Below are 22,248 nucleotides of genomic sequence, written 5' to 3'. Positions count from 1 at the left end.
GGCCAACTTGCCGCCCTTTTTGCGCCATTTTTACCCGGCACAGCAGGATCTATAACTAAAGTGGTAGGTTTGGGTGGGGTAAGGTGCTGAAATAACTGGTCTGATCTGGCTGGCGGCAGCATGATCTGCTGGGCATGCCCACCGCTTTCTTTTATGATCCCCGCCCTTCTGTGTGCCCCCTGTCGGCACCTCATTTGCACCAACCACATCGGGGTCCCCCATGTCCGATCTGCGTCAAGAAGCACTCGATTACCACGCCCAGCCCGTACCGGGCAAAATTGCCATCGCCCTGACCAAGCCTGCCGAAACCGCCCGTGATCTGGCGCTGGCCTACAGCCCGGGTGTTGCCGAGCCGGTGCGCGAGATCGCCGCCAACCCGGCCGATGCCTACCGTTATACCGGCAAGGGCAATTTGGTGGCCGTCATCTCCAACGGCACCGCCATTCTGGGTCTGGGCAATCTGGGGCCGCTGGCCTCCAAGCCGGTGATGGAAGGCAAGGCCCTGCTGTTCAAGCGCTTCGCCGGTATCGACGCCATCGACATCGAGGTGAAGCACGAGACCAGCCAGCAGTTCATCGACACGGTAGCGGCTATCGCCGATACCTTCGGTGGCATCAATCTGGAAGATATCAAGGCGCCGGAGTGTTTCGAGATCGAAGAGGCGCTGATCGCGCGCTGCGATATTCCGGTGTTCCACGATGATCAGCATGGTACCGCCATCGTCACCGCCGCCGGTCTGCTCAACGCGCTGGAGATTCAGGGCAAGCAGATCAGTGACAGCCGCATCGTCTGCATGGGGGCGGGGGCTGCCGCCACCGCCTGCATGGATCTGCTGATCAAGTGTGGCGCCAGAGCGCACAACATCTTCATGCTGGATCGTCAGGGGGTGATTCACACCGGCCGCAGCGATCTCAACAAGTACAAGCAGCGCTTCGCCAGCGAGACCCCGCTGCGCACCCTGATGGATGTCATCGAAGGGGCGGATGTGTTTGTCGGTGTTTCCGGCCCAGATGTGTTGCCCGCCGAAGCGGTCGCCCTGATGGCGCCCAATCCGGTGATCTTCGCCTGCTCCAACCCGGACCCGGAGATCAAGCCGGCGCTGGCCCACGCGGTGCGCAGCGACCTTATCATGGGCACCGGCCGCTCCGATTACCCGAACCAGATCAACAACGTGCTCTGCTTCCCCTTCATCTTCCGCGGTGCCCTCGACGCCCGCGCCAGCCGCATCAACGATGCCATGAAGATTGCTGCGGTCGAGGCGATCCGCGCGCTGGCCAAGGAGCCGGTGCCGGCCGAGGTGCTGACCGCCGCCGGGGTCAGCGAGCTCGCCTTCGGCAAGGATTACGTCATTCCCAAGCCGATGGATGCCCGTCTGCTGCCGCGGGTTGCCCGCGCCGTGGCGCTGGCAGCGGTGGCCTCCGGCGTCGCCCGCATCGAGCTGCCCGCGGACTACATGCTGTAATCCGGCGTTGCAAACGGCCCCTTTATCGGGGCCGTTTTTATCTCTGCTTCTGGCGACAGCCAGAGACGCCATCCGGGCTACAGGTTAGGGCATATGGAGGCAAATCGGGTTCAAAGGTGGTCAAACAGCGCTCTCCTCTGACACAATATTGCCACTATGACGCTAACGAGAATCAAGATGCAGCAGCCTGTCAGTGGCCGTTTGGCCCACGCCCTCTCCTTCTTGCGCCATGATGGTCGCCACTTTGCCCAGTTTGTCTGGGGCCGTTTCCAGCAGGACAGATTGACGGTTACCGCCGGTTATCTGGCCTATGTCACCCTGCTCTCGCTGGTGCCGATGATCGCCGTGGTGTTTGGCATGATGTCCGCCTTCCCGGTGTTCCAGAGCCTCAAGCAGGCGATGGAGCAGTTCGTCTACCACAACTTTGTGCCGACCGCAGGCGACATGCTCAAGGAGTACATCGACGGCTTCGTCGCCAATGCCACCAACACCACGGCAGTGGGGATTGGGGCGCTGGTGGTGGTGGCGCTGATGCTGATCTCCGCCATCGACAAGAACCTCAACTACATCTGGCGCTCGACCCAGGGCCGCCCGCTGGCGCAGGCCTTTGCCATGTACTGGATGATCCTGACCCTGGGGCCTGTGCTTATCGGAGCCAGTATCGCCATCTCTTCTTACATCTTCTCGCTGCGGCTGTTTGGCGCCGAGAGCCTGTTCGGTATCGGTTATCTGCTGTTGCGGGGTTTGCCGTTCCTCTTCTCGGTGCTCACCTTCCTGCTGGTCTATACCGTGGTACCCAACTGCAAGGTGCGGCTGATCCACGCCTTTATCGGTGCGCTGGTAGCGGCGACCCTGTTTGAGCTGGCCAAGCGCGGCTTTGCCATCTACATCACCAACTTCCCCTCCTATCAGGCCATCTACGGCGCGCTGGCCACCATCCCGATCCTGTTTGTCTGGGTCTATCTCAGCTGGCTGGTGGTACTACTGGGGGCTGAAACCACGGCCTGCCTCGGCGAATATGAGAAACCGGCGAGCGAGTAGCTTGGCTAAGCCATCGCCTTGGCCACCGGTTTATTGGTAGCATCGACGACCGCCCCTGCAATCGAGCCGGGGCGGTCGTTCTGTTTTGAGAGGAGAGGGATGTGATTGCACTGATTCAGCGGGTCTCCGAGGCCAGCGTGACCGTCGAGGGGGAGGTGACCGGCGCCATCGGTCAGGGGCTGCTGGTGCTGCTCGGGGTGGAGCAGGGGGATGATGAGGCCAAGGCCGACAAGCTGCTGCACAAGGTGAGCGGCTATCGGGTCTTCAGTGACGAGAACGGCAAGATGAACCTCAATGTCGGCCAGATCGGCGGCAGTCTGCTGGTGGTCTCCCAGTTTACCCTGGCGGCCGACACCAAGAGTGGGATGCGCCCGAGCTTCTCCTGCGGTGCCCACCCGAGCGAGGCCGAACGCCTCTATGACTACTTCGTGGCCAAGGCCGCCGCCAGCGGCATCCCGACCGCAACCGGGCGTTTTGCCGCCGACATGAAGGTGGCGCTGGTCAACGAGGGGCCGACGACCTTCTGGCTACAGGTCTGAGGATGTTTCGTCCCGCGGTGTGACGTGGACGATCACGTTGATGAGCCCCGCTACCGGATAGGGGGTTGCCGGGCCAATCCACTGTTCGATCAGCGTCAGGGCGTGGGTTAGCTCAAGCGCGGTGCGTGGCAGCAGGTTGATGACCAGAGTGCCGCAGAGGCGGGGAGCCAGCGCCCGGTAGAGTCGCTCCTGAAACAGTAGCAGCGGGTTGCCATCCTGACTGAAGAGATCGAGCAGGATGAGGTCGTACTGCTGCTCGCTCTGCTCGAGAAAGGCGAGGGCATCGGCCTGATGGAGTGCCGGAGCGGCGCGTTCATCGCTCTCCTGATGCTGGAAAAACTGCTGATAAACGGTCAGCACCTCTTCGTCGAGGTCGACGCACTCGTGGCGAGCATCTGGCCAGCGTTGGCAGAGATGGCGGGTGAGATCGCCGCCACCCAGACCCAGTTCTAGGATCCGGGTGGCCTGCTCCGGCAGCAGGCAGGCGATGACCCGTTGATGGGGCAGACAGAGGGTCGCGGGGTCGGCGAGCGACATGGCGGATTGCACCACGCCGTCTATCTCCAGCCAGCGGTGGTGGCTATTTTCCTGTACCGTGAGGCGGCGCTGGGGTTTGACGCTGAGGTGCAACAAGTGATCGGCTTGGTACGCTTGCAGATTGAAGTCCATGAATTTGCACGGCAAGATGGTTTCCGACCAGTGTAACTCAAGGATGAAACTATGTACCGGGTAGTCACCCCTCAGACAGTCGCCGAGCTGGATGCCTACTACCAGTTGCGCTGGGAGCTTCTGCGTAAGCCCTTCAATCTGCCCGTCGGTTCCGAGCGGGACGAATACGACACCGTCGCCATTCACCGGTTGATGCTGGCACCCGATGGCACTCCCATCGCGGTGGGACGTCTCTTTATCGGCGGTGACGAGGCGCAGATCCGCTTTATGGCGCTGCGTCCCGAATATCGCGGTCAGGGGCTGGGCGCCAAAATGGTGGAGGACCTCGAAGAGCTGGCCCGCAGCGAGAAGGTGAAACGGCTGGTGATGAACGCCCGTCAGGAAGCGGTGGAGTTCTATCGCAAGTGCGGCTTTCTCGAAGTGGGGGGCGGCCCTGTCTCATTTGGTCGCATTCCCCATCGCCAGATGATCAAATCCCTGAGCCCGTTGCAGACTATCCAGTACCGGCCGGAGTGGTGTCAGGATCTCACCACCCGCTGGTCGCGCGGGGTGCCCATCAGCGAGAAGATGGGGATGCACATCAGCCACTATGATGGCCAGACTTTCCACCTCAAGGCCAATCTGGCGGCCAACTTCAACGTGCATGGCAGCATGTTCGCCGGCAGTGTCTACAGCCAGTGTGTGTTGGCGGGCTGGGGGCTGATCTGGCTGCAGCTTAAAGAGGAGGGGCTGGTGGGCGAGCCGGTGCTGGCCGAGAGCTCCATCAAATATCATGGCCCGGTCGATGAGGAGCCGGAGGCGCGGGTGGCCCGCGAGGGGATGCCCGCCGTGCTGCAGCCGCTCAAACGGGGCGAGCCTGCCACCTTCAGCCTCAAGATCCAGCTGTTTAGCGGCAGCAAACTGGCGGCGGAGTTCTGCGGCCACTACGTGGTGCAGCCGCCCCGCCGTCCGGGCCAGTAACCGCATCGTTTCCCCATCAAACAACAAGGCCTCATCATGAGGCCTTGTCTGTTTTTACCCTTGCTGGCTGTCGTTTGTCTGCCCGGCTTGGGTCTGCACTTGGGCCTGGTTTTGGGCTTTCGTTGCGGGAGCCGGTCGCCAGAGCGGGGCGCTGTTGCCTTGCGGCGGATAGCGTACTCCCACTTCCCAGCCGCAGGCGTCCTGCTTCTGCGGGAAGCTCCAGGCCAGTGTGGGTTCCGTCAGCGGCCCACGCCACTGGCCGAGCAGCTCGGCGCAGCGGTTGCCATTGAGGATCCCCAGATCGAGCTGCCACTGCTCGTTGACCAGATCGATCCCCCCTTGCAGCGCCAGCAGATGGGTGATGGTGGAGGCGCCAGCCTGTTCGATCTGCAGTTGCCCCTTGTCGATCTTGCCCTGCAGCTTGATGCGGTAGAAGGGGGTGTCACCCTCCTGCATCGCCTGCCACAGCTGATCCGGCGTCAGGGTGGGCGGGGTCGTCCCTTTGAACCACTCATCCAGCAGCGGATCTATCTTCACCTTGTCCCAGAACGGCTCGTCGGCATCGAGGGCAAAGCTGCCTTGCAGGGTCTGGCGCCACTCGCCTGCCGTTTTGCCCTGTTCGGCTTGCAGGTCGGCGCTCAGATCCGCCTTGCCGGCGAACGAGACAGGGGAGTGGAATATCTTGCCCCACTGCTGCAGATCCAGCTTGGTCGCCTGTAGTTGCAGGCGGCTGCTCTGGCCAGGTTCGCGGCCCCACTGGCCACTCAGGCTGAAGGTGCCCTCATCCGGCAGCGAGCTGGTGAGTTTGCCCAGTTGCCAGGAGCTGGGGGTCAGCTCCCCATCCAGCTCGCCGTTGCGGGCGCTGAGGCCATCCCACACCAGCTCGAACCATTTGCTCTCGATGCGGGCGCGGCCGAGCAGCGGGCCGGGCTGGTTATCGCGCAGGGCGAGATCGCTCAGATAGAGCTGCCAGCCGGTCAGCGATAGGGGCAGGGTATCGTCGAAGGAGAGCACCTTGAGCTTGTCGAACGCCAGCTTGCGGATATCGACCTGCTGCGGGCGCCAGCTCTGCCAATCCTGCCACCACCCCTGTGGCAGGCTGATATCCATGCCGCTTAGCGCCACGTCTTTCAGGGTCAGCTTCTGCTGCTGGCTATCGAGGGAGAGCTCGACATTGAACTCCCCTTCATAGGCCTTGCCCTGCAGTTCGCCGTCGATCTGCTGGGGTGAGAAGGCGAGCTTGCCCTTGATCTCCTCCAGCTGGAACAGGCCGCGGCCCATGTCGCCCAAGGTGCCGCTCAGATAGCCGGTGGGCTGGTTGCCCGCCTGCCAGTTGAAGGCGGTGAGCTGGCCGCTGAAGTTGTTGAAGGAGAGCTCCTGATTGATGTCGTTGAGGCTGACGCCGTCCAGCTGGCCGCGATCCAGCGACACGCTTTGCAACGGGAAGCGCTGCGGGAAGCCTTGCTGTGCCAGATCACCCAGCTCAACCCGCATGCCGCGCGCCTTGAGATCGTGCAGTTGCAGGGTTCGAGCGGGCCAGTCCAGCACCATACCGGTCTCCAGCAGACCGTCGAACAGGTTGGTCACCAGCTTGTCGGTGCGCAGCACTTCTCCTTCCAGCCGTCCTTGCAGGTTGAGGCGGGCGAAGGTGACTTGCGGAGTCTCCAGCTGGCCGATATTGAGGCTCAGGTTGGCCTGTGGCTGCCGTTTCGGGTCGATCAGCTCCCAGTCGCTCAGGGTGGCATTGAGGCCGCGCAGGGTCAGCTCGGGGCTCTCCAGACTGAGCCGGTCTATGGTGCTGTCGCTGATGGTGAGAGAGTGCACCGGCAGGTTCGGCAGCTGGTTGGGTAGCGGCAGCTTGATGGCGGGACGAATGAGATCGAGATGGGCGATGCGCACGTCGCGGCTCAGCCAGTCGATGCTCTCGATCTCCAGATAGATCTTGTCGAGGGAGACCGCATCGCCATAACGCACCTGCTCCGCCAGCAGGGTGTAGGGGTGCAGCGGGTTGAACACCAGCCGTCCTATGGTGACCGGCACACCGGTCTGCTGGCTGATCCAGCTGGCGATGGGGCCTTTGGCGCGCTCGGCGTCGAACAGGCCGAGGGCAACCCAGACAAACAGCAGCAGGAAGGCGAAGGTGTAGAGCAGGCCGCGTAGCCAGGAATTCATGGTTGCTTTCCTCCTGTTTTGGGATGTGTTGTCAGGCGTTTGAGTAGTGGTCTCGCAGACCGAGCCAACGGCGAATCAAGGGTTCGACATGACTTGGGTGCCTATCCATCAGGAAGCGCGCCATTTTTTGCACCTGCGGAATAAGCGGCTGATCCCGCACCAGATCGGCGATCTTGAGGTCGGCCAGACCGGTCTGGCGAGTGCCGAGCAGTTCCCCCGGGCCGCGCAGTTCCAGATCGCGCTGGGCGATGAGGAAGCCGTCGTTGGTCTCCCGCAGCACCCCGAGTCGGCTCTGGGCCGTCTTGGACAAGGGGGCATGATAGAGCAGCACGCAGTGAGAGGCTACCGCCCCCCGGCCAACCCGCCCACGCAACTGGTGCAACTGCGCCAGCCCAAGCCGTTCCGGGTTCTCGATGATCATCAGGCTGGCGTTGGGCACATCCACCCCCACCTCGATGACGGTGGTGGCGACCAGCAGTTGCAGTATGCCTGCCTTGAACTCCTCCATCACCCGCTGTTTCTCCACCGGCCGCATCCGGCCGTGCACCAGCCCGATATGCAGACCGGGCAACAGGTTCTGCAGCTCGGCAGCGGTATCCTCGGCTGCCTGGCACTCCAGCACCTCCGACTCCTCGATCAGGGTGCAGACCCAGTAGGCCTGCTTGCCCTCGGTGCAGGCGAGCTTGACCCGCTCGATCACATCGCCGCGACGGCTGTCGGGCAGCGCGACTGTGGTGATGGGGGTTCGGCCCGGCGGCAGTTCGTCGATGACCGAGGTGTCGAGGTCGGCATAGGCGGTCATTGCCAGGGTACGGGGGATGGGAGTGGCGGTCATGATGAGCTGATGGGGATGCACCCCTTCCCGCTCCCCTTTTTCCCGCAGGGCGAGGCGCTGATGCACCCCGAATCTGTGCTGTTCATCGATGATGACCAAGGCGAGGCGCTGGAACACCACCTGCTCCTGAAAGATGGCGTGGGTGCCCACCACCATCTTGACGCTGCCATCTTTGATCGCGGCCAGCGACTCTTCCCGCGCCTTGCCTTTCTGTTTGCCAGCCAGCCAGCCGACTCCGATGCCGAGCGGCTCCAGCCACTTGGCGAAGTTGATGGCGTGCTGTTCCGCCAGCAGCTCGGTCGGTGCCATCAGCCCCACCTGACAACCATTGCCGATAGCCTGCAGGGCGGCCAGTGCCGCGACCAGGGTCTTGCCAGAGCCTACATCCCCCTGCACCAGCCGCATCATGGGGTGGCTCTGTTGCAGATCCTTGCTTATCTCGGTCACTACCCGGCTCTGGGCGCCGGTGGGCTTGAACGGCAGGGCGCCGAGCAGCTGTTCAGCCAGCTCGGGCGCCGGTTTGAGGGCGCGAGCCAGCTGGGTTTGCGCCTGAGCGCGCACCTTGAGGACCGAGAGGTTGTGCGCCAGCAGCTCCTCCAGTACCAGTCGCTGCTGGGCCGGATGTTGGCCGCTTTCCAGCAGCGGCAGCGCCACCGAGGGGGGTGGGCGGTGTAGCAATTTCAGGGCGGCGGCCAGCTCAATCTGATGGGGATAGAGTCCGGCGGGCAGCAGCTCCTCCACGCCATAGAGATCGAGCTGGGCCAGTGCCTGATCGGTGAGGTTGCGCAGGGTGAGCTGGCGCAGTCCTTCGGTGGTCGGGTAGACGGGGGTGAGCGCCTCTTCGGTCTGACCGGCCTGCTCCTCGCCGAGCAGCTTGTACTCGGGATGGGCCATCTCCAGCCCGTATTTGCCGGGGCGCACCTCGCCAAAGCAGCGGATCAGACGGCCCGCCGCCAGACTGTTTTTCTGGGCGGCGGTGAAGTTGAAGAAGCGCAGGGTGAGGGTGCCGGTGCCATCGCTGATGCGACAGACCATCATGCGGCGGCGCCCCATCACCAGCTGAGTGTCCTGGATCTCCCCCTCGACGGCGCCGTGCAGGCCGGGCGGCAGATCGCCGATGGGCCACACCTGGGTGCGGTCCTCGTAGCGCAGGGGGAGGTGGAACAGCAGATCCTGTACCGTGGCCAGCCCCAGCCGCTCGAGCTTCTCCAGCATCTTGCTGCCGACACCCTTGAGGCTATCGAGAGGAATTTTATCCAATTTCATCAATTAGATGCCCGAAAACACTGTAAATATGTCCAGATGATAGGGGTTGTTGAGGTGCCGATGCAAGCCGAGTTGCTGCTGGTTGGGCCGCCAAGACGGGGGAAACGGCGGATATAACAAAGGCCTGCCGAAAACGGGAGGCCTTTGTGCGGCTGCCAACAGGCAAGGTGCAGGCGCATGGCGCCCAAGGTCAGATGATGCGTTTGAGCAGCAGGTGAGCCTTGACCCGGTGGATCCGTCCCAGCAGCTTGCGCACCTGTTCCGGGTAGTCCTGAATCTGCTCTACCTGATCGAAGTGGCTGATCCGCTTGGTGTTGGTCAGGATGTTCTCCCGCTCCGCGTTGAACTGGGGACGCAGCAGGTGGCGACGATCGTGCACCAGCAGGCCATTCTCCAGATCCAGCGCCCAGGCGCGGGGGTTGAGGTTGTTGCCGGTGAGCAGGGCCCACTCGTCATCCACGAAGATCCCCTTGAGATGGTAGGAGTTGCGCTCGCAACACCAGAGCATCAGGTTGAGGCGACCGTCGTCGATGTGGCGCTGGTTGCGCTCGGCAAACTTGCGCAGGTTGGTCTCGTAGAGATAGGGCAGGCCACCGATGGTGGAGAACTTCTCTTCCGGCGGAATGAAGAAGTCGTTGGCGGTCTTGTCGCCCACTACGATGGTGACTTTGCAACCGCGCTGCAGCAGATCCTCGATATCCTTGCTCAACTCCTTGGGGGGGTTGAAGTAAGGGGTGCAGATGAAGATCTCCCGCTCGGTGGCGCGCACCAGATTGCGGATCATCAGGTTGAGCTGATTGTTGCGCTTGCCCAGACCCACCATGGGGGTGACGGCCACCTCCTGGGTGTTGACCGGCATGGTGCTGAAACGGTACTGGCTCTGGCGCAGGTTCTGCTTGAAGCGGCGGATCGGCCCCTTCAGCTGTTTGGCGCTGGGGATATCGCTGTGATCCAGTCGCTGCACGGCATCGCTCTTCACGAACAGATCATCCACGTAGTTGACCATGCTGCGGGCCAGCTCCGGGCTGGTGATCTGGTGATAGCGATCGAAGCGGTAGCGATCCTGCTGATGCAGGTAGATGTCGTTGAGGCTGGCACCGGAGTAGAGCACCACATCATCAAAGATGAAGCCCTTGAGGTGGAGCACGCCGAGCAGCTCGCGCCCTTTGACCGGCACGCCGTAGATTTCGATCTGGTGCTCGTGTTCGGCAGCCATGGCCTGATACATCAGGTGGTTGCCGCCCTGCTTGCCTTTGCCGATCAGGCCGCGCTGGGCACGGTGGAAGTCGACGAACAGCTTGATGTCGAGGGTCGGATTGCGCTGCTTGGCGGCGTAGAGGGCGGAGAGGATCTCCCGGCCTGCTTCGTCATCCTGCAGATAGAGCGCGACCAGATAGATGCGCCGGGTGGCACTGGCGATAAGCGCAAGAATGCGGCGTTTGAAATCCTGGGCGCTATAGAGCACTTCAAACTGATCCGCTGCGACGGCGATCTGGGGCAGGCGCGCCAGCAGTTGTCGATAATGGGCCGATGAATGCATAGATAAACCTGAAATCACGGGGTTAAGCGTTCCACTCGGAGCGATGAATAGGCGATTCTAGCAATCTCGCCCTCTCAGCCAAAGAAAGAATCATCAGAAAGATGAAAAAGGCCTCACGAGTGAGGCCTTTTTGTCAGCATTTCGCCCTTGTCAGAGGAAGCTGTAGATGATCATCGCCATCACGCCGCCAGTGGTGCCGATGATGGTCTCCATCACGGTCCAGGTCTGCAGGGTCTGCTTCTCGGTCAGGCCGAGGTAGCGGTTCGCCAGCCAGAAACCGGAGTCGTTGACGTGGGAGAGCACGATGGCACCGCCGCCAATGGCGATGGTGACGGCCGCCAGCTGGGCGCCGTTCAGGCCGAGCGGCTCCAGCATCGGCAGCACCAGACCGCAGGCGGTCAGCATGGCGACGGTGGCAGAGCCCTGAATCACCCGTACCGCAGCGGCCAGAATGAAGGCCAGTGCGACAATAGGCAGACCGGAGTCGGCCAGCATGTTACCCAGAGCTGCGCCCACACCGGAATCAACCAGTACCTGTTTGAATACACCACCGGCACCGGTCACCAGAATGATGACGCCTGCCGGCTGGATGGCGCTGTTGCAGACGCTCATCACCTCGTCACGGGACATGCCACGGCGAATACCCAGCAGATAGAAGGCGGCCAGACAGGCGACCATGATGGCAGTGAAGGGGTGACCGATGAACTCCAGCCAATTGTGCAGGGTGGAGCCCGCCTCGACGAAGCGACCGACGATGGTCTTGAGGCCGATCAGCAGCAGCGGCAAACCGATGAGGCCCATGGCCAGCCCGAAAGAGGGCAGGGATTTGCTGTCATCGTGGACGCTGTTCTGGGCATCGGCAGGCAGCGGTACATCGACGATCTTGCTGATGAAGTCACCGAACAGCGGGCCAGCAAGGATCAGCGCCGGTACGGCAGCGATCAGGCCGAACAGGATCATGTAGCCGAAATCGGCACCCAGTTGAGATGCCACCAGGATCGGGCCCGGCGCCGGGATAAGGAAGGCCTGGCAAGTGGCGATACCGGCCAGCAGGGCGATACCGATCTTCACCACGCTGCCGCCACCACGACGGACGATGGCGAAGGCGACGCCGATCAGCAGCACCACGGCAACGTCAAAGAAGAGCGGCAGGGCGCAGACAAAGCCGGTCAGGGCCATGGCCCAGTTGGCGCGCTTGACGCCAAACTTGCCGAGCAGGGTGTGAGCCACCCGGTCGAGGGCACCGGTCACTTCCATCACCTTGCCGAACATGGCGCCCAGCGCCACCACTACCGCGACGAAACCGAGGGTGCCACCCATCCCTTTCTGGATGGTGTTGGCGATGTCGGCCGGGTTCATGCCAGCGGCGAGACCCGCCACCATGGAGACCAGGATCAGGGCTACCACGGCGTGGAGCCGGGCCTTCATCACCAGGAAGAGCAGCAGCACAATCGAGCCGGCGGCTGTCATGATCAGGGAGAGGTCAGACATTGTTATGCGTTCCTTTTTCCAAGTTCAGTCGTGACACCTTGCCGATCCGTCGGCAAACCATATCTTTATGATTTATTTAGATTTATGGCAAGGGCTCAACATCATATGCCCAGGTGACTATGGGTTTGCTCAGTCTGTGGCAGACTTCACATTTTCAATCGTTACCGGTAACATGTTACCGGTAACGTGTTAGATTAGAACCCATCAACAGCTGGTTTTTTGAAAAGTGGGACAGAGGTCAAATTATGGCGGGTAAGTGCATTATCGTGATGGGTGTGTGTGGTAGCGGCAAATCCAGCGTGGGTCTGAAAGTGGCCGAAGCGCTGGGCGCCAAGTTCATCGATGGTGATGACCTGCACCCCAAGGCCAACATCCAGAAGATGGCTGGCGGCAATCCCCTCAACGATGAGGATCGTGCTCCCTGGCTGGAGCGGATCCGCGACGCCGCCTACAGTCTCGAGCAGAAGAACGAGACCGGCATCATTGTCTGTTCCGCCCTCAAAAAGAAGTACCGCGACCAGATCCGCGAAGGCAACGAGTCGGTCAGCTTCATCTTCCTCGATGGCAGCCAGCCGCTGATCCTCGAGCGGATGCGTGCCCGCAAAGGCCATTTCATGCGTGAAAGCATGGTACAAAGTCAGTTCGATACCCTGGAGCGCCCGGATGGCGAAGCCGGTGTATTCCACATTGATATAGACGGCACCTTCGAACAGGTGGTTGACCGCGCCGTCACAGCATTGGAGCAAGCCCAATGATTCATCAGGTAATTTCCGACGTCACCGCCCGCATCCGCGAGCGCAGTGTCGCCCGTCGTCAGGCATTTCTGGCCCGCATCCAGCGCCAGGCAGATCAGGGCAAGACCCGCGCCGCGCTGGCCTGCGGCAACCTGGCCCACGCCGTGGCCGCCTGCAGCAGTGACGAGAAGGGTCGCATTCTCGATATGACCCGCGCCAACGTCGGCATCGTCACCGCCTACAACGATATGTTGAGCGCCCATCAGCCCTATCAGGGCTATCCGGATCAGATCAAAGCGGTACTGGCCGAGCTGGGCCACAGCGCCCAGGTCGCTGGCGGTGTGCCCGCCATGTGCGACGGCGTGACTCAGGGGCAGCCGGGGATGGATATGTCCCTCTTCTCCCGCGACCTGATCGCCCAGGCGACCGCACTGTCGCTCTCTCACAACACCTTTGATGCCACCCTGCTGCTCGGCATCTGCGACAAGATTGCTCCGGGTCAGATCATGGGGGCCCTCTCCCACGCTCACCTGCCGACTGCATTTGTGCCTGCCGGCCCGATGGCGAGCGGCATCAGCAACGACGAGAAGGTGAAGGTGCGTCAGAAGTACGCCGCCGGTGAAGTGGGTCGCGATGCCCTGCTGGAGATGGAGTGCGGCGCCTACCACGCGGCAGGCACCTGCACCTTCTACGGCACCGCCAACACCAACCAGCTGGTATTCGAGGCCATGGGCCTTATGCTGCCGGGCTCTGCCTTTGTGCACCCGCATAGCGAGCTGCGCCGCGCCCTGACCGCCGAAGCGGCCCGCCGTATCAGCGCCATGATCCCGGGTTCCCCGGCCTATCGCCCGTTGAGCGAGGTGCTGGATGAGCGCTCGCTGGTCAACGGTCTGGTGGCCCTGCTCGCCTCCGGTGGCAGCACCAACCACAGCATCCACATGGTGGCGCTGGCTCGCGCGGCCGGTCTGGTACTGACCTGGGATGACATCAGCGATCTCTCCGACGTGGTGCCGCTGCTGGTTCGCATGTACCCGAACGGCCCGGCCGACGTCAACGCCTTCGAACAGGCAGGCGGCGTGCCTGGCCTGATGCGCCGTCTGGCAGAAGAGGGGCTGATCCACATGGACGCCACTCCGGTCTTTGGCGAGATGCAGGATTACCTCAGCCGTCCGGCACTGGTGGATGGCCAGCTGGTGTGGCAGCCGGTCGGCGAGAGCGGCGATGCGAGCGTGCTTTCACCTTCCGGCAGCGTATTCCAGGCCACCGGCGGCACCAAGCTGCTGGCGGGCAATCTGGGCCGCGCCGTGGTCAAGGTCTCCGCTGTGGCTCCCGAGTATCGGGTGATTGAAGCACCGGCGCGGGTCTTCTCCTCCCAACATGCGGTGGAAGCGGCCTACAAGGCGGGTGATCTCAATCAGGATGCCGTTATCGTGGTGCGCCACAATGGCCCGGCCGCCAACGGCATGCCGGAGCTGCACAAGCTGATGCCGGTGCTCGGCAACCTGCAGAAGGCGGGTTACAAGGTGGCGCTGGTCACCGATGGCCGTCTCTCCGGTGCCTCCGGCAAGATCCCGGCCGCCATCCACGTCACTCCGGAAGCGCTGCACGGCGGGGCCATCGGTCTGCTGGCCGATGGCGATCTGCTGCGGGTTGACGCGGTAAACGGCAGCCTCGACTGCCTGACCGATTTGAGTGGCCGCACCCAGGCCGAGATTGACCTCACTCCGGAACAAGAGGGGTGGGGTCGTGAACTGTTCAGCGTGATGCGTCGCGCGGTATCGAGCGCCGAGTGTGGCGCCACCATCTTTGACTAAGGAAGAGCTATGCAGAACTGGAAAGTGACCCCGGCCGAGGTGTTTGCCGCCTCCCCGCTGGTACCCGTGATGGTTATCAACGAGCTGGATCAGGCCCTGCCGATGGCCAAGGCGCTGCTCGACGGCGGCATCTCTGTCTTCGAAATCACCCTGCGCACCCCGGTGGCGCTCGATGCCATCGCCCTCATCGCCAAGGCGATGCCGGATGCCATGGTCGGTGCCGGTACCGTGCTCAACTGCGAGCAGTTTGACGCAGCCGTTGCTGCCGGTGCCCGCTTCGTCATCTCCCCGGGGATGACCCCGGCCCTGCTGGCTCACGCCGCCAAGAGCACTGCACCGTTGATCCCGGGCGTGGCGACTCCGTCTGAAGTGATGCAGGCGCTGGAAGCGGGCTATGACCACCTGAAGTTCTTCCCGGCCGAAGCGAACGGCGGCACCAAGGCGCTTTCCGCCATTGCCGCGCCGTTGCCTCAGGTGAAGTTCTGCCCGACCGGCGGTATCGGCCCGAAAAACGTGGCCGACTATCTGGCGCTCAAGTGTGTCGCCACCGTCGGCGGCTCCTGGATGCTGCCGGCCGATGCGGTCAAGAGCGGCAACTGGGAAGAGGTGACCCGCCTCTCCCGCGAAGCGGTTGAGCTGGTAAAACGCTAAGCATCAGTTGTGCCGAAAACCAAACAGGCCACCCTCGGGTGGCCTGTTTGTTATCGGCGTGACTTAAGTGGGTGAGGGAAGGGATTACCCCAGACTCTCCCCGACATAGAGGGAGAAGCCGATATCCTTGCGGGTATCGGGTTGGGATTGGCCGTTGAGACGTGCCAGCAGCATGGTGGCCGCCTCCCGACCGATCGCTTCCCGCGGGGTGGCGATACTGGCCAGTTTGGGGGTCATGGCGTGGCCGATGTCGAGGGCGTTGCAACCGGCGATGGCGATCTGCTGGGGCACCGGGATCCACTTGGCCTGACACTGCAGCAGGGCGCCCACCGCCAGGTCATCGTTGGTGCAGAACAGGCCGTCGAGGTCGGGATAGCGCACCAGCGCCTGATCCAGCAGCTCGCCCCCCAGAGTGAAGCTGGAGGATTGTTCGGTCAGCAGATGCTGGCCGGTGAGGCCGAAGTCGGTCATCGCCTGATAGTAACCCTCCATCCGCAGTTGGGTACGCACGTCGAGCCGCGCCCCCAGATAGACCACCTTGCGTCGGCCCCGGTGCAGCATCTCTGTTACCATGGCCCGGGCCGCGGCTCTATGGTCCATGCCGACCACCATGTCGATGGGGGTTTGCGGCAGATCCATGGTCTCCACCACCGGAATGCCGGCGGTGGCGATCATCTTGCGGGTGCGCTCTGTGTGCTGGCTGTCGGAGAGGATCAGCCCATCCACGTGATAGGAGAGCAGGGACGCGACCTGCTCCTCCTCCCGCTCCGGACTGTAGCCGTAGTGGGCCAGCAGGGTCTGGTAACCGGCCGGTCGGGTCACCGACTCGATGCCATGGATCACCGCAGAGAATACCTGGTTGGAGAGGGAGGGGATCAGGATGCCGATCGCCTTGCTGGTCGCGTTGGAGAGAATATCCGGCGCCCGATTGGGGATATAACCCAGCTCTTCCACCACGGCCGCGATCCGCTCGCGGGTCCCCTCCGCTACGGTCTGCGGGTCGCGCAGATAGCGGCTGACAGTCATCTTGGTCACGCCGGTCTGGTCGGCGATATCTTGCAGGGTGGGGCGGCGCTTGCGGGTGGGGCTCATAGGGGTGTCCAGCGTGGATGTTACATGTAACATTACCGTTTTTGGCGGATAAAGTCAGCATATGAAGCCGTTTTTGCAGGAGTTTTCCGATGATCAGAGGCAAGCAGTTCGTGGATGTCCGGTTCGAGCAACAGGATGTGGAGGGGGAGCAGTTCTCGGAGTGCCGCTTTATCGGCTGCAACTTCTCCTGGCTGGATCTGAGCGATAGCCGCTTCATTGACTGCAGCTTCTACGATCGGGAGAGTGAACGGGGCTGCCTGTTGCAGGGTTGCGATCTGCGCGAGGCCAGCTTTCTGCGCTGTGATCTCACCATGGCCGATTGCAGCCGCAGCCAGTGTCTGGGGTTGGAGCTGCGCGACTGTCAGGCGGTCGGTATCAACTTCAGCCATGCCAGCTTCGCCAATCAGATCACCGCCAAAAGCTACTTCTGCGAGGCCCATCTGACCGGCAACAACTTCAGCTACGCCAGCTTCGAGGGCTGCCTGCTGGAGAAGTGCGAGCTGACCGGCAACCGTTGGCAGGGGGCCAACCTGTTTGGTGCCTCGCTGGTGGGTTCCGATCTCAGCGGCTCCGAGTTTGGCCAGATCGACTGGACCAGCTTCAAGCTGCAAGGCTGCGATCTGCGCCAGTGCGACCTGCCGGGGCTGGATCTGCGCCGGGTCGATCTGCAAGGGGTGCAGATCAACGAGGATCAGCAGCAGACCTTGCTGGAGCAGATCGGTCTGGTTGTCTTCCCCTGAGCCGAGCGAAAAATTAAGTAATTTTTCATCAAATGGGGCCGACAGTGGGGAGGGCGCTCCTGAAACGACAAAAGCCTGCGTGATGCAGGCTTTTGCTAGTGAGCGTGTGATGGCTTGTCGGCCGGGTTAACTCAACCCTTGGCCAGCCATTTGGTCGGGTTGATCGCCTCGCCCTGATAGCGAATTTCGAAGTAGAGGCCCGGTCTGTCCTGACCGCCACTGTCACCGACCAGCGCCACCGGCTCACCCTGTTCCACATTCTGGCCAACCTGACGCAGTAGCGACTGATTGTGACCGTAGAGGCTCATATAGCCTTTACCGTGGTCGATCACCAGCAGCATGCCAAAGCCGTCGAGCCAGTCGGCGTAGACCACCTGTCCCGGCGCGACCGCCTTGACCTGGGTCCCTTCGCTGGCGCCGATCAGGGTGCCTTTCCACTTGAGCTGGGCGGTGCGCGGCGAACCGTAGGAGATGAGGATCGGTCCCTGTACCGGCCAGCGCAGGCTGCCATTGGTCTTGAGACCGCTATAGTGACCGGCACTGCTGATGCCCGAGCCGCGCTCCGGTTTGCTGCTGGCTACCTCTTCGGCCGGTTCTGCCGGTTTGACGGTTTTGTTCTGCTGAGCGGCGAGTCGTTGCTGCTCGGCGCGGCGCTGTTCGGCCAGCTTGCGCTGACGCTCCTGCTCCGCTTTCAGCTTGGCCAGCCGTTCCCGCTCGGCCCGTTCACGGCGCTCCTGCTCTTCCCGCTTGCGGCGCAGCTCTTCCAGCCGGGCTTTCAGCGCCTTCTCCGCCTTGACCAGCTTGGTGAGCTTCTGCTCGTCATCCTGTACCGACTGCTGCAACTGGTTGCGCACCTTGGCCCGGCTCTGCTGGCTGGCCAGCAGGGTCTGATGATGCTCTTGCTGTTCGGCAAGCAGGGTCTGCAGTCTGGTTTCGGTCTCTTTGGTGGCCTGCTGGTTTTTCGCCAGCTTGTCACGGGTGGCGCGCAGGGCGTCGATGGCCTCGATGCGGGCCTTGTTGAGGTAGTCGTAGTAGTCGAGGGAGCGGCTCAGTTTGGCCGGATCCTGCTGATTGAGCAGCAGTTTGAGGTAGTCGTGGTTACCCGCCTGAAAGGCGCTCTCCGCCTGCTTGGCCAGCAACTGCTTTTGATGTTTGGCTTGAACTTCCAGCGCCAGCTTGTCTTTTTGCAGGGTCGCCAGCTTCTGCTGGTTCTGCTTCAACTGCTGCCTGGTCTGGTTGAGTTTGGCGGCGGCGGCCGAGATGGCCTGCTCGTCAGCCTTGAGCTGGGTATTGAGCTTGGCAAGCTCCTGCTTGCTGAGCTTGATGGTCTGCTGTTGTTCTTTGATCTGGGACTGCATGGTCCCCAGCTGCTGATTGGCGGCCAAAGCCGGTTTGCTGGCGCCAAACGACAGGCAAAAAAACAGCGCGCCGGCCAACAGGCCGACGCGACTGGTTTTCTGTGAAATAACTTCGCATCCCCGCATGGGGAAGGATTATTTCAGAATCATCAGGGGCTTGCCAGTCATTTCCGGCGGCACCGGCAGACCCATCAGGGTCAGCATGGTGGGAGCCAGATCGGACAGTTTGCCACCTTCAACTACCTCGGCTTTGCGACCGAAATAGATGAGCGGAACCGGCAGATTGGTGTGGGCGGTGTGGGCCTGACCAGTCTCTTCGTCCAGCATCTTCTCGGCGTTGCCGTGGTCGGCAGTGATCAGGCACTCGCCACCCACTTCGGCCAGCGCGTCGGTGACACGACCGATGCAGTGGTCAACGGCTTCACAGGCTTTGACGGCGGCATCGAACACACCGGTGTGACCAACCATGTCGCCATTCGGGTAGTTACAGATGATGACGTCGTACTTGCCGCTCTTGATGGCCGCAACCAGCTTGTCAGTCAGCTCTTCGGAGCTCATCTCCGGCTGCAGGTCATAGGTCGCCACTTTCGGGCTGGCCACGATCTCGCGATCTTCGCCGGTGAAGCAGGACTCTTCGCCACCGTTGAAGAAGAAGGTGACGTGAGCATACTTCTCTGTTTCGGAGATGCGCAGCTGGGTCTTGCCCTGCTTGGCCAGCCACTCACCCAGGGTGTTGACCAGAGCGGTCGGCGGGTAGGCACAGGCAGTTTTGATGTCGGCCGCGTATTCGGTCAGCATCACGAAGTTCAGCTTCGGCTCGACTGCACGGGCGAAGCCGGTGAAGTCGGTGTCAACGAAGGCGCGGGTGATTTCACGGGCACGGTCGGCACGGAAGTTCATGAAAATCAGCGCATCGCCATCTTCCATCGGTGCAGCTTCGCCGATGCGGGTGGCTTTGACGAACTCGTCGTTCTCGTCGCGAGCATATGCGGCAGCCAGCGCTTCGGTGGCGCTATTGGCGGTGAACTCGCCCTTGCCCTGGGTCATCAGGTCATAGGCTTGCTGCACGCGATCCCAGCGGTTGTCACGGTCCATGGCGAAGTAACGACCGATCATGGAAGCGAAACGACCCTTGCCCAGCTTGGCGAACAGGGCGTCGAACAGCTCGATGGAGGACTGGGCGGAGCGCGGCGGAACGTCGCGGCCATCCAGGAAGGCGTGCAGGTAGATCTTCTCGGCGCCACGCTTGGCTGCCATTTCGATCATGCCCATGATGTGCTCTTCGTGGCTGTGTACGCCACCCGGGGACATCAGGCCCATGATGTGAACTGCTTTGCCGTTGGTCACGGCAGCGTCAACAGCCTTGGCCAGCTCGACGTTCTGGAAGAATTCGCCATCCTGGATGTCTTTGGAGATGCGGGTCAGCTCCTGATAGACGATGCGACCGGCACCGATGTTGACGTGGCCCACTTCGGAGTTGCCCATCTGGCCATCTGGCAGACCGACATCCAGACCGGAGCCGGAGATAAGGGTGCTGGTGTAGTCACGGGCCAGACGATCGAGGTTGGGAGTCTTGGCGGCAGCGACGGCGTTGTGCTCTTGCTTGGTGCTGTAGCCCCAACCGTCCATGATGACCAGAACCAAAGGTTTCTTAGCTGTTGACATAAGACTATGTCCTCTCGGATTGGAAAAAATGCGGGAAATGAAACTAGCGTAATATTACTACATCTGCCGAAATAGTCACCTGATAGCCAAGGGGCGCTCCCGTGGCCCCGCAAGCCACGCCTTTCCTGCCATGCTCGCTGCCCAATGTTGATGGGAGCCTGCTCGCGCTTTGCCGCCAAGATGGCTGATCTTATCAATACCCCCATGTATACTCGGGCCCTTGTCTTGGTCCCTGGATAGTAGAAGATGCAAGAGTATTTGGATTTTGCGGCCCGTAACCCGCTGCTGACCGCAGCCTGGTTGGGCCTTGCTGGCACCCTGGTTTACACCACGGTGCGTGCCCGTTTGTCTCCGGTAAAAACCGTCAACAACCACACTGCGACCCTGCTGATCAACCGCGAGAATGCTACCGTGGTGGATATTCGCAGTCAGGAAGAGTACGCCAAGGGCCATCTGGCCGGTGCCCAGCACCTGCCGCTGACCCAGATCCAGAGCAATAATCTGGGCCCGGTTGAAAAGCATAAAGATGCCCCCATCATAGTGGTGTGCGAGTCGGGAATGACTGCGGGCGGCGCGGGCCGTCAGCTGAGCAAAGCTGGCTTCAAGCAGGTTTATGTGCTCGGCGGTGGCATGGCCCAATGGCGTGCAGAAAATCTGCCGGTAACCAAGAAACGCTGATTTAAGCAGGGCCTGAGCCCACTTATCCATATAACAAGGAATCAAACGAAATGGCTGACGAGATCAACAACCAGGAAGTACAACCGGAATTCCACATCCAGCGTGTTTACACCAAGGATGTCTCTTTCGAAGCGCCGAACACCCCGCACATCTTCCAGAAAGAGTGGCAGCCGGACGTCAAGCTGGATATGGATACCAAGACCAACATCTTGGCTGAGAACGTGTACGAGGTTGTCCTGACCCTGACCGTAACTTGCAAACTGGAAACCGAAACCGCCTTCCTGTGCGAAGTACAGCAAGCCGGTATCTTCACCATCGGTAACCTGCCGGAGCCGCAACTGGCTCACTGCCTGGCTGCCTTCTGCCCGAACATCCTGTTCCCGTATGCCCGCGAAGCCGTGGCCAACATGGTGAGCAAGGGTTCCTTCCCGCAGCTGAACCTGGCACCGGTCAACTTCGATGCCCTGTTTGCCCAGCACATGGCGCAAGCACAGGCCCAGCAGGCGACTGCGGAAGCCTGATAATGGCTGACCAGATCGCTATCTCGGTCTTGGGGGCGGGGTCTTATGGCTCCGCCCTTGCCATTTCTCTGGCGCGCAACGGTCATCCGACCCTGCTGTGGGGTCACGACCCTGCTCATGTCGCCGAGCTGGAACAAGACCGCTGCAACAAGGCTTTTCTGCCTGATGTCCCTTTTCCTGCTGATTTGCAACTGACTGCGGATCTGCAATGTGCGGTACAGGCTGCCCCCGTGCTGCTGCTGGTCGTGCCAAGCCATGTCTTTGGCGATGTGCTGACCCGGATCAAACCCTTCCTGCGCCCCGATACCCGTATCGCCTGGGCCACCAAGGGGCTGGAGCCGGACAGTGGCCGTCTGCTGCAGGATGTGGCCCGTGAAGTGCTAGGTGACGAGATACCGCTGGCGGTGATCTCCGGCCCCACCTTCGCCAAGGAGCTGGCTGCCGGTCTGCCGACCGCCATCTCGGTCGCCTCGACTCACGACGAGTTCGCCGACGATCTCTCCCACCTGCTGCACTGTGGCCGCTCGTTCCGGGTCTATACCAATCCGGATTTCGTCGGTCTGCAGCTGGGTGGGGCGGTGAAGAACGTCATCGCCATCGGTGCCGGTCTCTCCGACGGGCTCGGGTTTGGCGCCAATGCCAGAACCGCGCTCATCACTCGGGGTCTGGTGGAGATGCAGCGTCTGGGTGCGGCGCTGGGTGCCGATGCCAAAACCTTTATGGGGATGGCGGGGCTCGGGGATCTGGTGCTCACCTGTACCGACAACCAGTCGCGCAACCGTCGCTTCGGGCTGGCCCTCGGGGCTGGCAAGGATGTGAACACCGCCATGACCGAGATCGGTCAGGTGGTGGAGGGGTATCGCAACACCAAAGAGGTGCATCTGCTGGCGGCCCGCTGCGGCGTCGAGATGCCCATCTGCGAGCAGATCTTCAAGGTGCTCTACGAGGGTAAGAACCCGAAAGAGGCGGCCATCGCCCTGCTGTCGCGAGACAAGAAGGACGAGTAATCTGCCGATTGCC

19 protein-coding genes are annotated in these 22,248 nt (G+C 61.8%); 11 read left to right on the top strand and 8 right to left on the bottom strand.

Going from position 1 to position 22,248, the window contains the following annotated elements; all coding sequences use genetic code 11:
- Nucleotides 1-220: 220 nt before the first annotated feature.
- The 3 genes from OKC42_RS11240 (at nucleotide 221) to dtd (ending at nucleotide 3,042) form a co-directional block, all read left to right on the top strand.
- Nucleotides 221-1,462: a malic enzyme-like NAD(P)-binding protein gene (locus OKC42_RS11240; RefSeq protein ID WP_270819691.1), complete on the top strand. Its 1,242-nt coding sequence runs from the start codon at nucleotides 221-223 to the stop codon at nucleotides 1,460-1,462.
- A 177-nt stretch (nucleotides 1,463-1,639) separates the two neighbouring features.
- Nucleotides 1,640-2,503 carry a virulence factor BrkB family protein gene (locus tag OKC42_RS11235; protein WP_270819689.1) on the top strand — a complete coding sequence of 288 codons (864 nt, stop codon included), beginning with the start codon at nucleotides 1,640-1,642 and terminating at the stop codon, nucleotides 2,501-2,503.
- A 101-nt stretch (nucleotides 2,504-2,604) separates the two neighbouring features.
- Entirely contained in the window at nucleotides 2,605-3,042 is a 438-nt protein-coding gene (gene dtd, locus OKC42_RS11230) for a D-aminoacyl-tRNA deacylase (RefSeq protein WP_270819687.1), read from the top strand.
- Here dtd and OKC42_RS11225 read toward each other — a convergent pair.
- Complete coding sequence (locus tag OKC42_RS11225; protein ID WP_270819788.1) at nucleotides 3,031-3,711, bottom strand: spermidine synthase; 681 nt, start codon at nucleotides 3,709-3,711, stop codon at nucleotides 3,031-3,033. The genes dtd and OKC42_RS11225 overlap by 12 nt on opposite strands.
- 51 nt (nucleotides 3,712-3,762) lie before the next feature.
- On the opposite strand from OKC42_RS11225, the gene OKC42_RS11220 reads away from it, so the two are divergent.
- Nucleotides 3,763-4,671, top strand: a complete 909-nt coding sequence (locus OKC42_RS11220; protein ID WP_139437785.1) for a bifunctional GNAT family N-acetyltransferase/hotdog fold thioesterase — start codon at nucleotides 3,763-3,765, stop codon at nucleotides 4,669-4,671.
- Between the two features lie 54 nt (nucleotides 4,672-4,725).
- On the opposite strand, the gene OKC42_RS11215 is transcribed toward OKC42_RS11220, so the two are convergent.
- From OKC42_RS11215 to gntU, 4 genes are all read right to left on the bottom strand, one after another.
- Complete coding sequence (locus OKC42_RS11215) at nucleotides 4,726-6,843, bottom strand: AsmA family protein (RefSeq protein ID WP_270819685.1); 2,118 nt, start codon at nucleotides 6,841-6,843, stop codon at nucleotides 4,726-4,728.
- A 31-nt stretch (nucleotides 6,844-6,874) separates the two neighbouring features.
- Entirely contained in the window at nucleotides 6,875-8,944 is a 2,070-nt protein-coding gene (gene recG / locus OKC42_RS11210) for an ATP-dependent DNA helicase RecG (RefSeq protein ID WP_270819684.1), read from the bottom strand.
- A gap of 190 nt (nucleotides 8,945-9,134) precedes the next feature.
- On the bottom strand, nucleotides 9,135-10,484 hold the full coding sequence (gene pssA / locus OKC42_RS11205; protein ID WP_181363602.1) for a CDP-diacylglycerol--serine O-phosphatidyltransferase: 1,350 nt from the start codon (nucleotides 10,482-10,484) through the stop codon (nucleotides 9,135-9,137).
- A 150-nt stretch (nucleotides 10,485-10,634) separates the two neighbouring features.
- The gene (gene gntU, locus OKC42_RS11200) at nucleotides 10,635-11,975 is read right to left on the bottom strand and encodes a gluconate transporter (protein ID WP_005355418.1); all 1,341 of its coding nucleotides are present in this window, start codon (nucleotides 11,973-11,975) and stop codon (nucleotides 10,635-10,637) included.
- A gap of 245 nt (nucleotides 11,976-12,220) precedes the next feature.
- Between gntU and OKC42_RS11195 the strand changes: the two genes are divergently transcribed.
- The 3 genes from OKC42_RS11195 to OKC42_RS11185 are packed head-to-tail and all read left to right on the top strand — an operon-like array spanning nucleotide 12,221 to nucleotide 15,174.
- Complete coding sequence (locus tag OKC42_RS11195) at nucleotides 12,221-12,730, top strand: gluconokinase (protein ID WP_005340649.1); 510 nt, start codon at nucleotides 12,221-12,223, stop codon at nucleotides 12,728-12,730.
- Nucleotides 12,727-14,523, top strand: coding sequence for a phosphogluconate dehydratase (gene edd, locus OKC42_RS11190; protein WP_164535826.1), 1,797 nt, complete (start codon nucleotides 12,727-12,729; stop codon nucleotides 14,521-14,523). Before OKC42_RS11195 ends, edd begins: the two co-directional genes overlap by 4 nt.
- 9 nt (nucleotides 14,524-14,532) lie before the next feature.
- Nucleotides 14,533-15,174 (top strand): bifunctional 4-hydroxy-2-oxoglutarate aldolase/2-dehydro-3-deoxy-phosphogluconate aldolase, encoded by a 642-nt coding sequence (locus OKC42_RS11185; protein WP_005342660.1) that lies wholly within the window; start codon nucleotides 14,533-14,535, stop codon nucleotides 15,172-15,174.
- A gap of 84 nt (nucleotides 15,175-15,258) precedes the next feature.
- Here OKC42_RS11185 and OKC42_RS11180 read toward each other — a convergent pair whose 3' ends face one another.
- Nucleotides 15,259-16,266 (bottom strand): substrate-binding domain-containing protein, encoded by a 1,008-nt coding sequence (locus tag OKC42_RS11180; protein WP_005355407.1) that lies wholly within the window; start codon nucleotides 16,264-16,266, stop codon nucleotides 15,259-15,261.
- An 89-nt stretch (nucleotides 16,267-16,355) separates the two neighbouring features.
- On the opposite strand from OKC42_RS11180, the gene OKC42_RS11175 reads away from it, so the two are divergent.
- Nucleotides 16,356-17,006, top strand: coding sequence for a Qnr family pentapeptide repeat protein (locus tag OKC42_RS11175; protein WP_270819672.1), 651 nt, complete (start codon nucleotides 16,356-16,358; stop codon nucleotides 17,004-17,006).
- 131 nt (nucleotides 17,007-17,137) lie between these two features.
- On the opposite strand, the gene envC is transcribed toward OKC42_RS11175, so the two are convergent.
- Together envC and gpmM are read right to left on the bottom strand one after the other, a co-directional pair.
- Nucleotides 17,138-18,490: a murein hydrolase activator EnvC gene (gene envC / locus OKC42_RS11170; RefSeq protein WP_270819670.1), complete on the bottom strand. Its 1,353-nt coding sequence runs from the start codon at nucleotides 18,488-18,490 to the stop codon at nucleotides 17,138-17,140.
- Nucleotides 18,491-18,499: 9 nt separating this feature from the next.
- Nucleotides 18,500-20,029: a 2,3-bisphosphoglycerate-independent phosphoglycerate mutase gene (gene gpmM / locus OKC42_RS11165; RefSeq protein ID WP_005342668.1), complete on the bottom strand. Its 1,530-nt coding sequence runs from the start codon at nucleotides 20,027-20,029 to the stop codon at nucleotides 18,500-18,502.
- A gap of 246 nt (nucleotides 20,030-20,275) precedes the next feature.
- Between gpmM and OKC42_RS11160 the strand changes: the two genes are divergently transcribed.
- From OKC42_RS11160 to gpsA, 3 genes are read left to right on the top strand one after another with little or no spacing between them, the layout of a single operon-like run.
- Nucleotides 20,276-20,707: a rhodanese-like domain-containing protein gene (locus tag OKC42_RS11160; protein ID WP_005340640.1), complete on the top strand. Its 432-nt coding sequence runs from the start codon at nucleotides 20,276-20,278 to the stop codon at nucleotides 20,705-20,707.
- A gap of 50 nt (nucleotides 20,708-20,757) precedes the next feature.
- Nucleotides 20,758-21,228 (top strand): protein-export chaperone SecB, encoded by a 471-nt coding sequence (gene secB / locus OKC42_RS11155; RefSeq protein WP_005340639.1) that lies wholly within the window; start codon nucleotides 20,758-20,760, stop codon nucleotides 21,226-21,228.
- Nucleotides 21,229-21,230: 2 nt separating this feature from the next.
- Nucleotides 21,231-22,235 carry an NAD(P)H-dependent glycerol-3-phosphate dehydrogenase gene (gene gpsA, locus OKC42_RS11150; protein WP_270819667.1) on the top strand — a complete coding sequence of 335 codons (1,005 nt, stop codon included), beginning with the start codon at nucleotides 21,231-21,233 and terminating at the stop codon, nucleotides 22,233-22,235.
- Nucleotides 22,236-22,248: the final 13 nt, after the last annotated feature.

It is taken from the genome of Aeromonas sp. Y311-2 (genome assembly GCF_027706025.1).
In the GTDB taxonomy this organism is placed as follows: domain Bacteria; phylum Pseudomonadota; class Gammaproteobacteria; order Enterobacterales; family Aeromonadaceae; genus Aeromonas; species Aeromonas veronii.
This window is presented reverse-complemented; position numbering and strand designations above follow the sequence as displayed.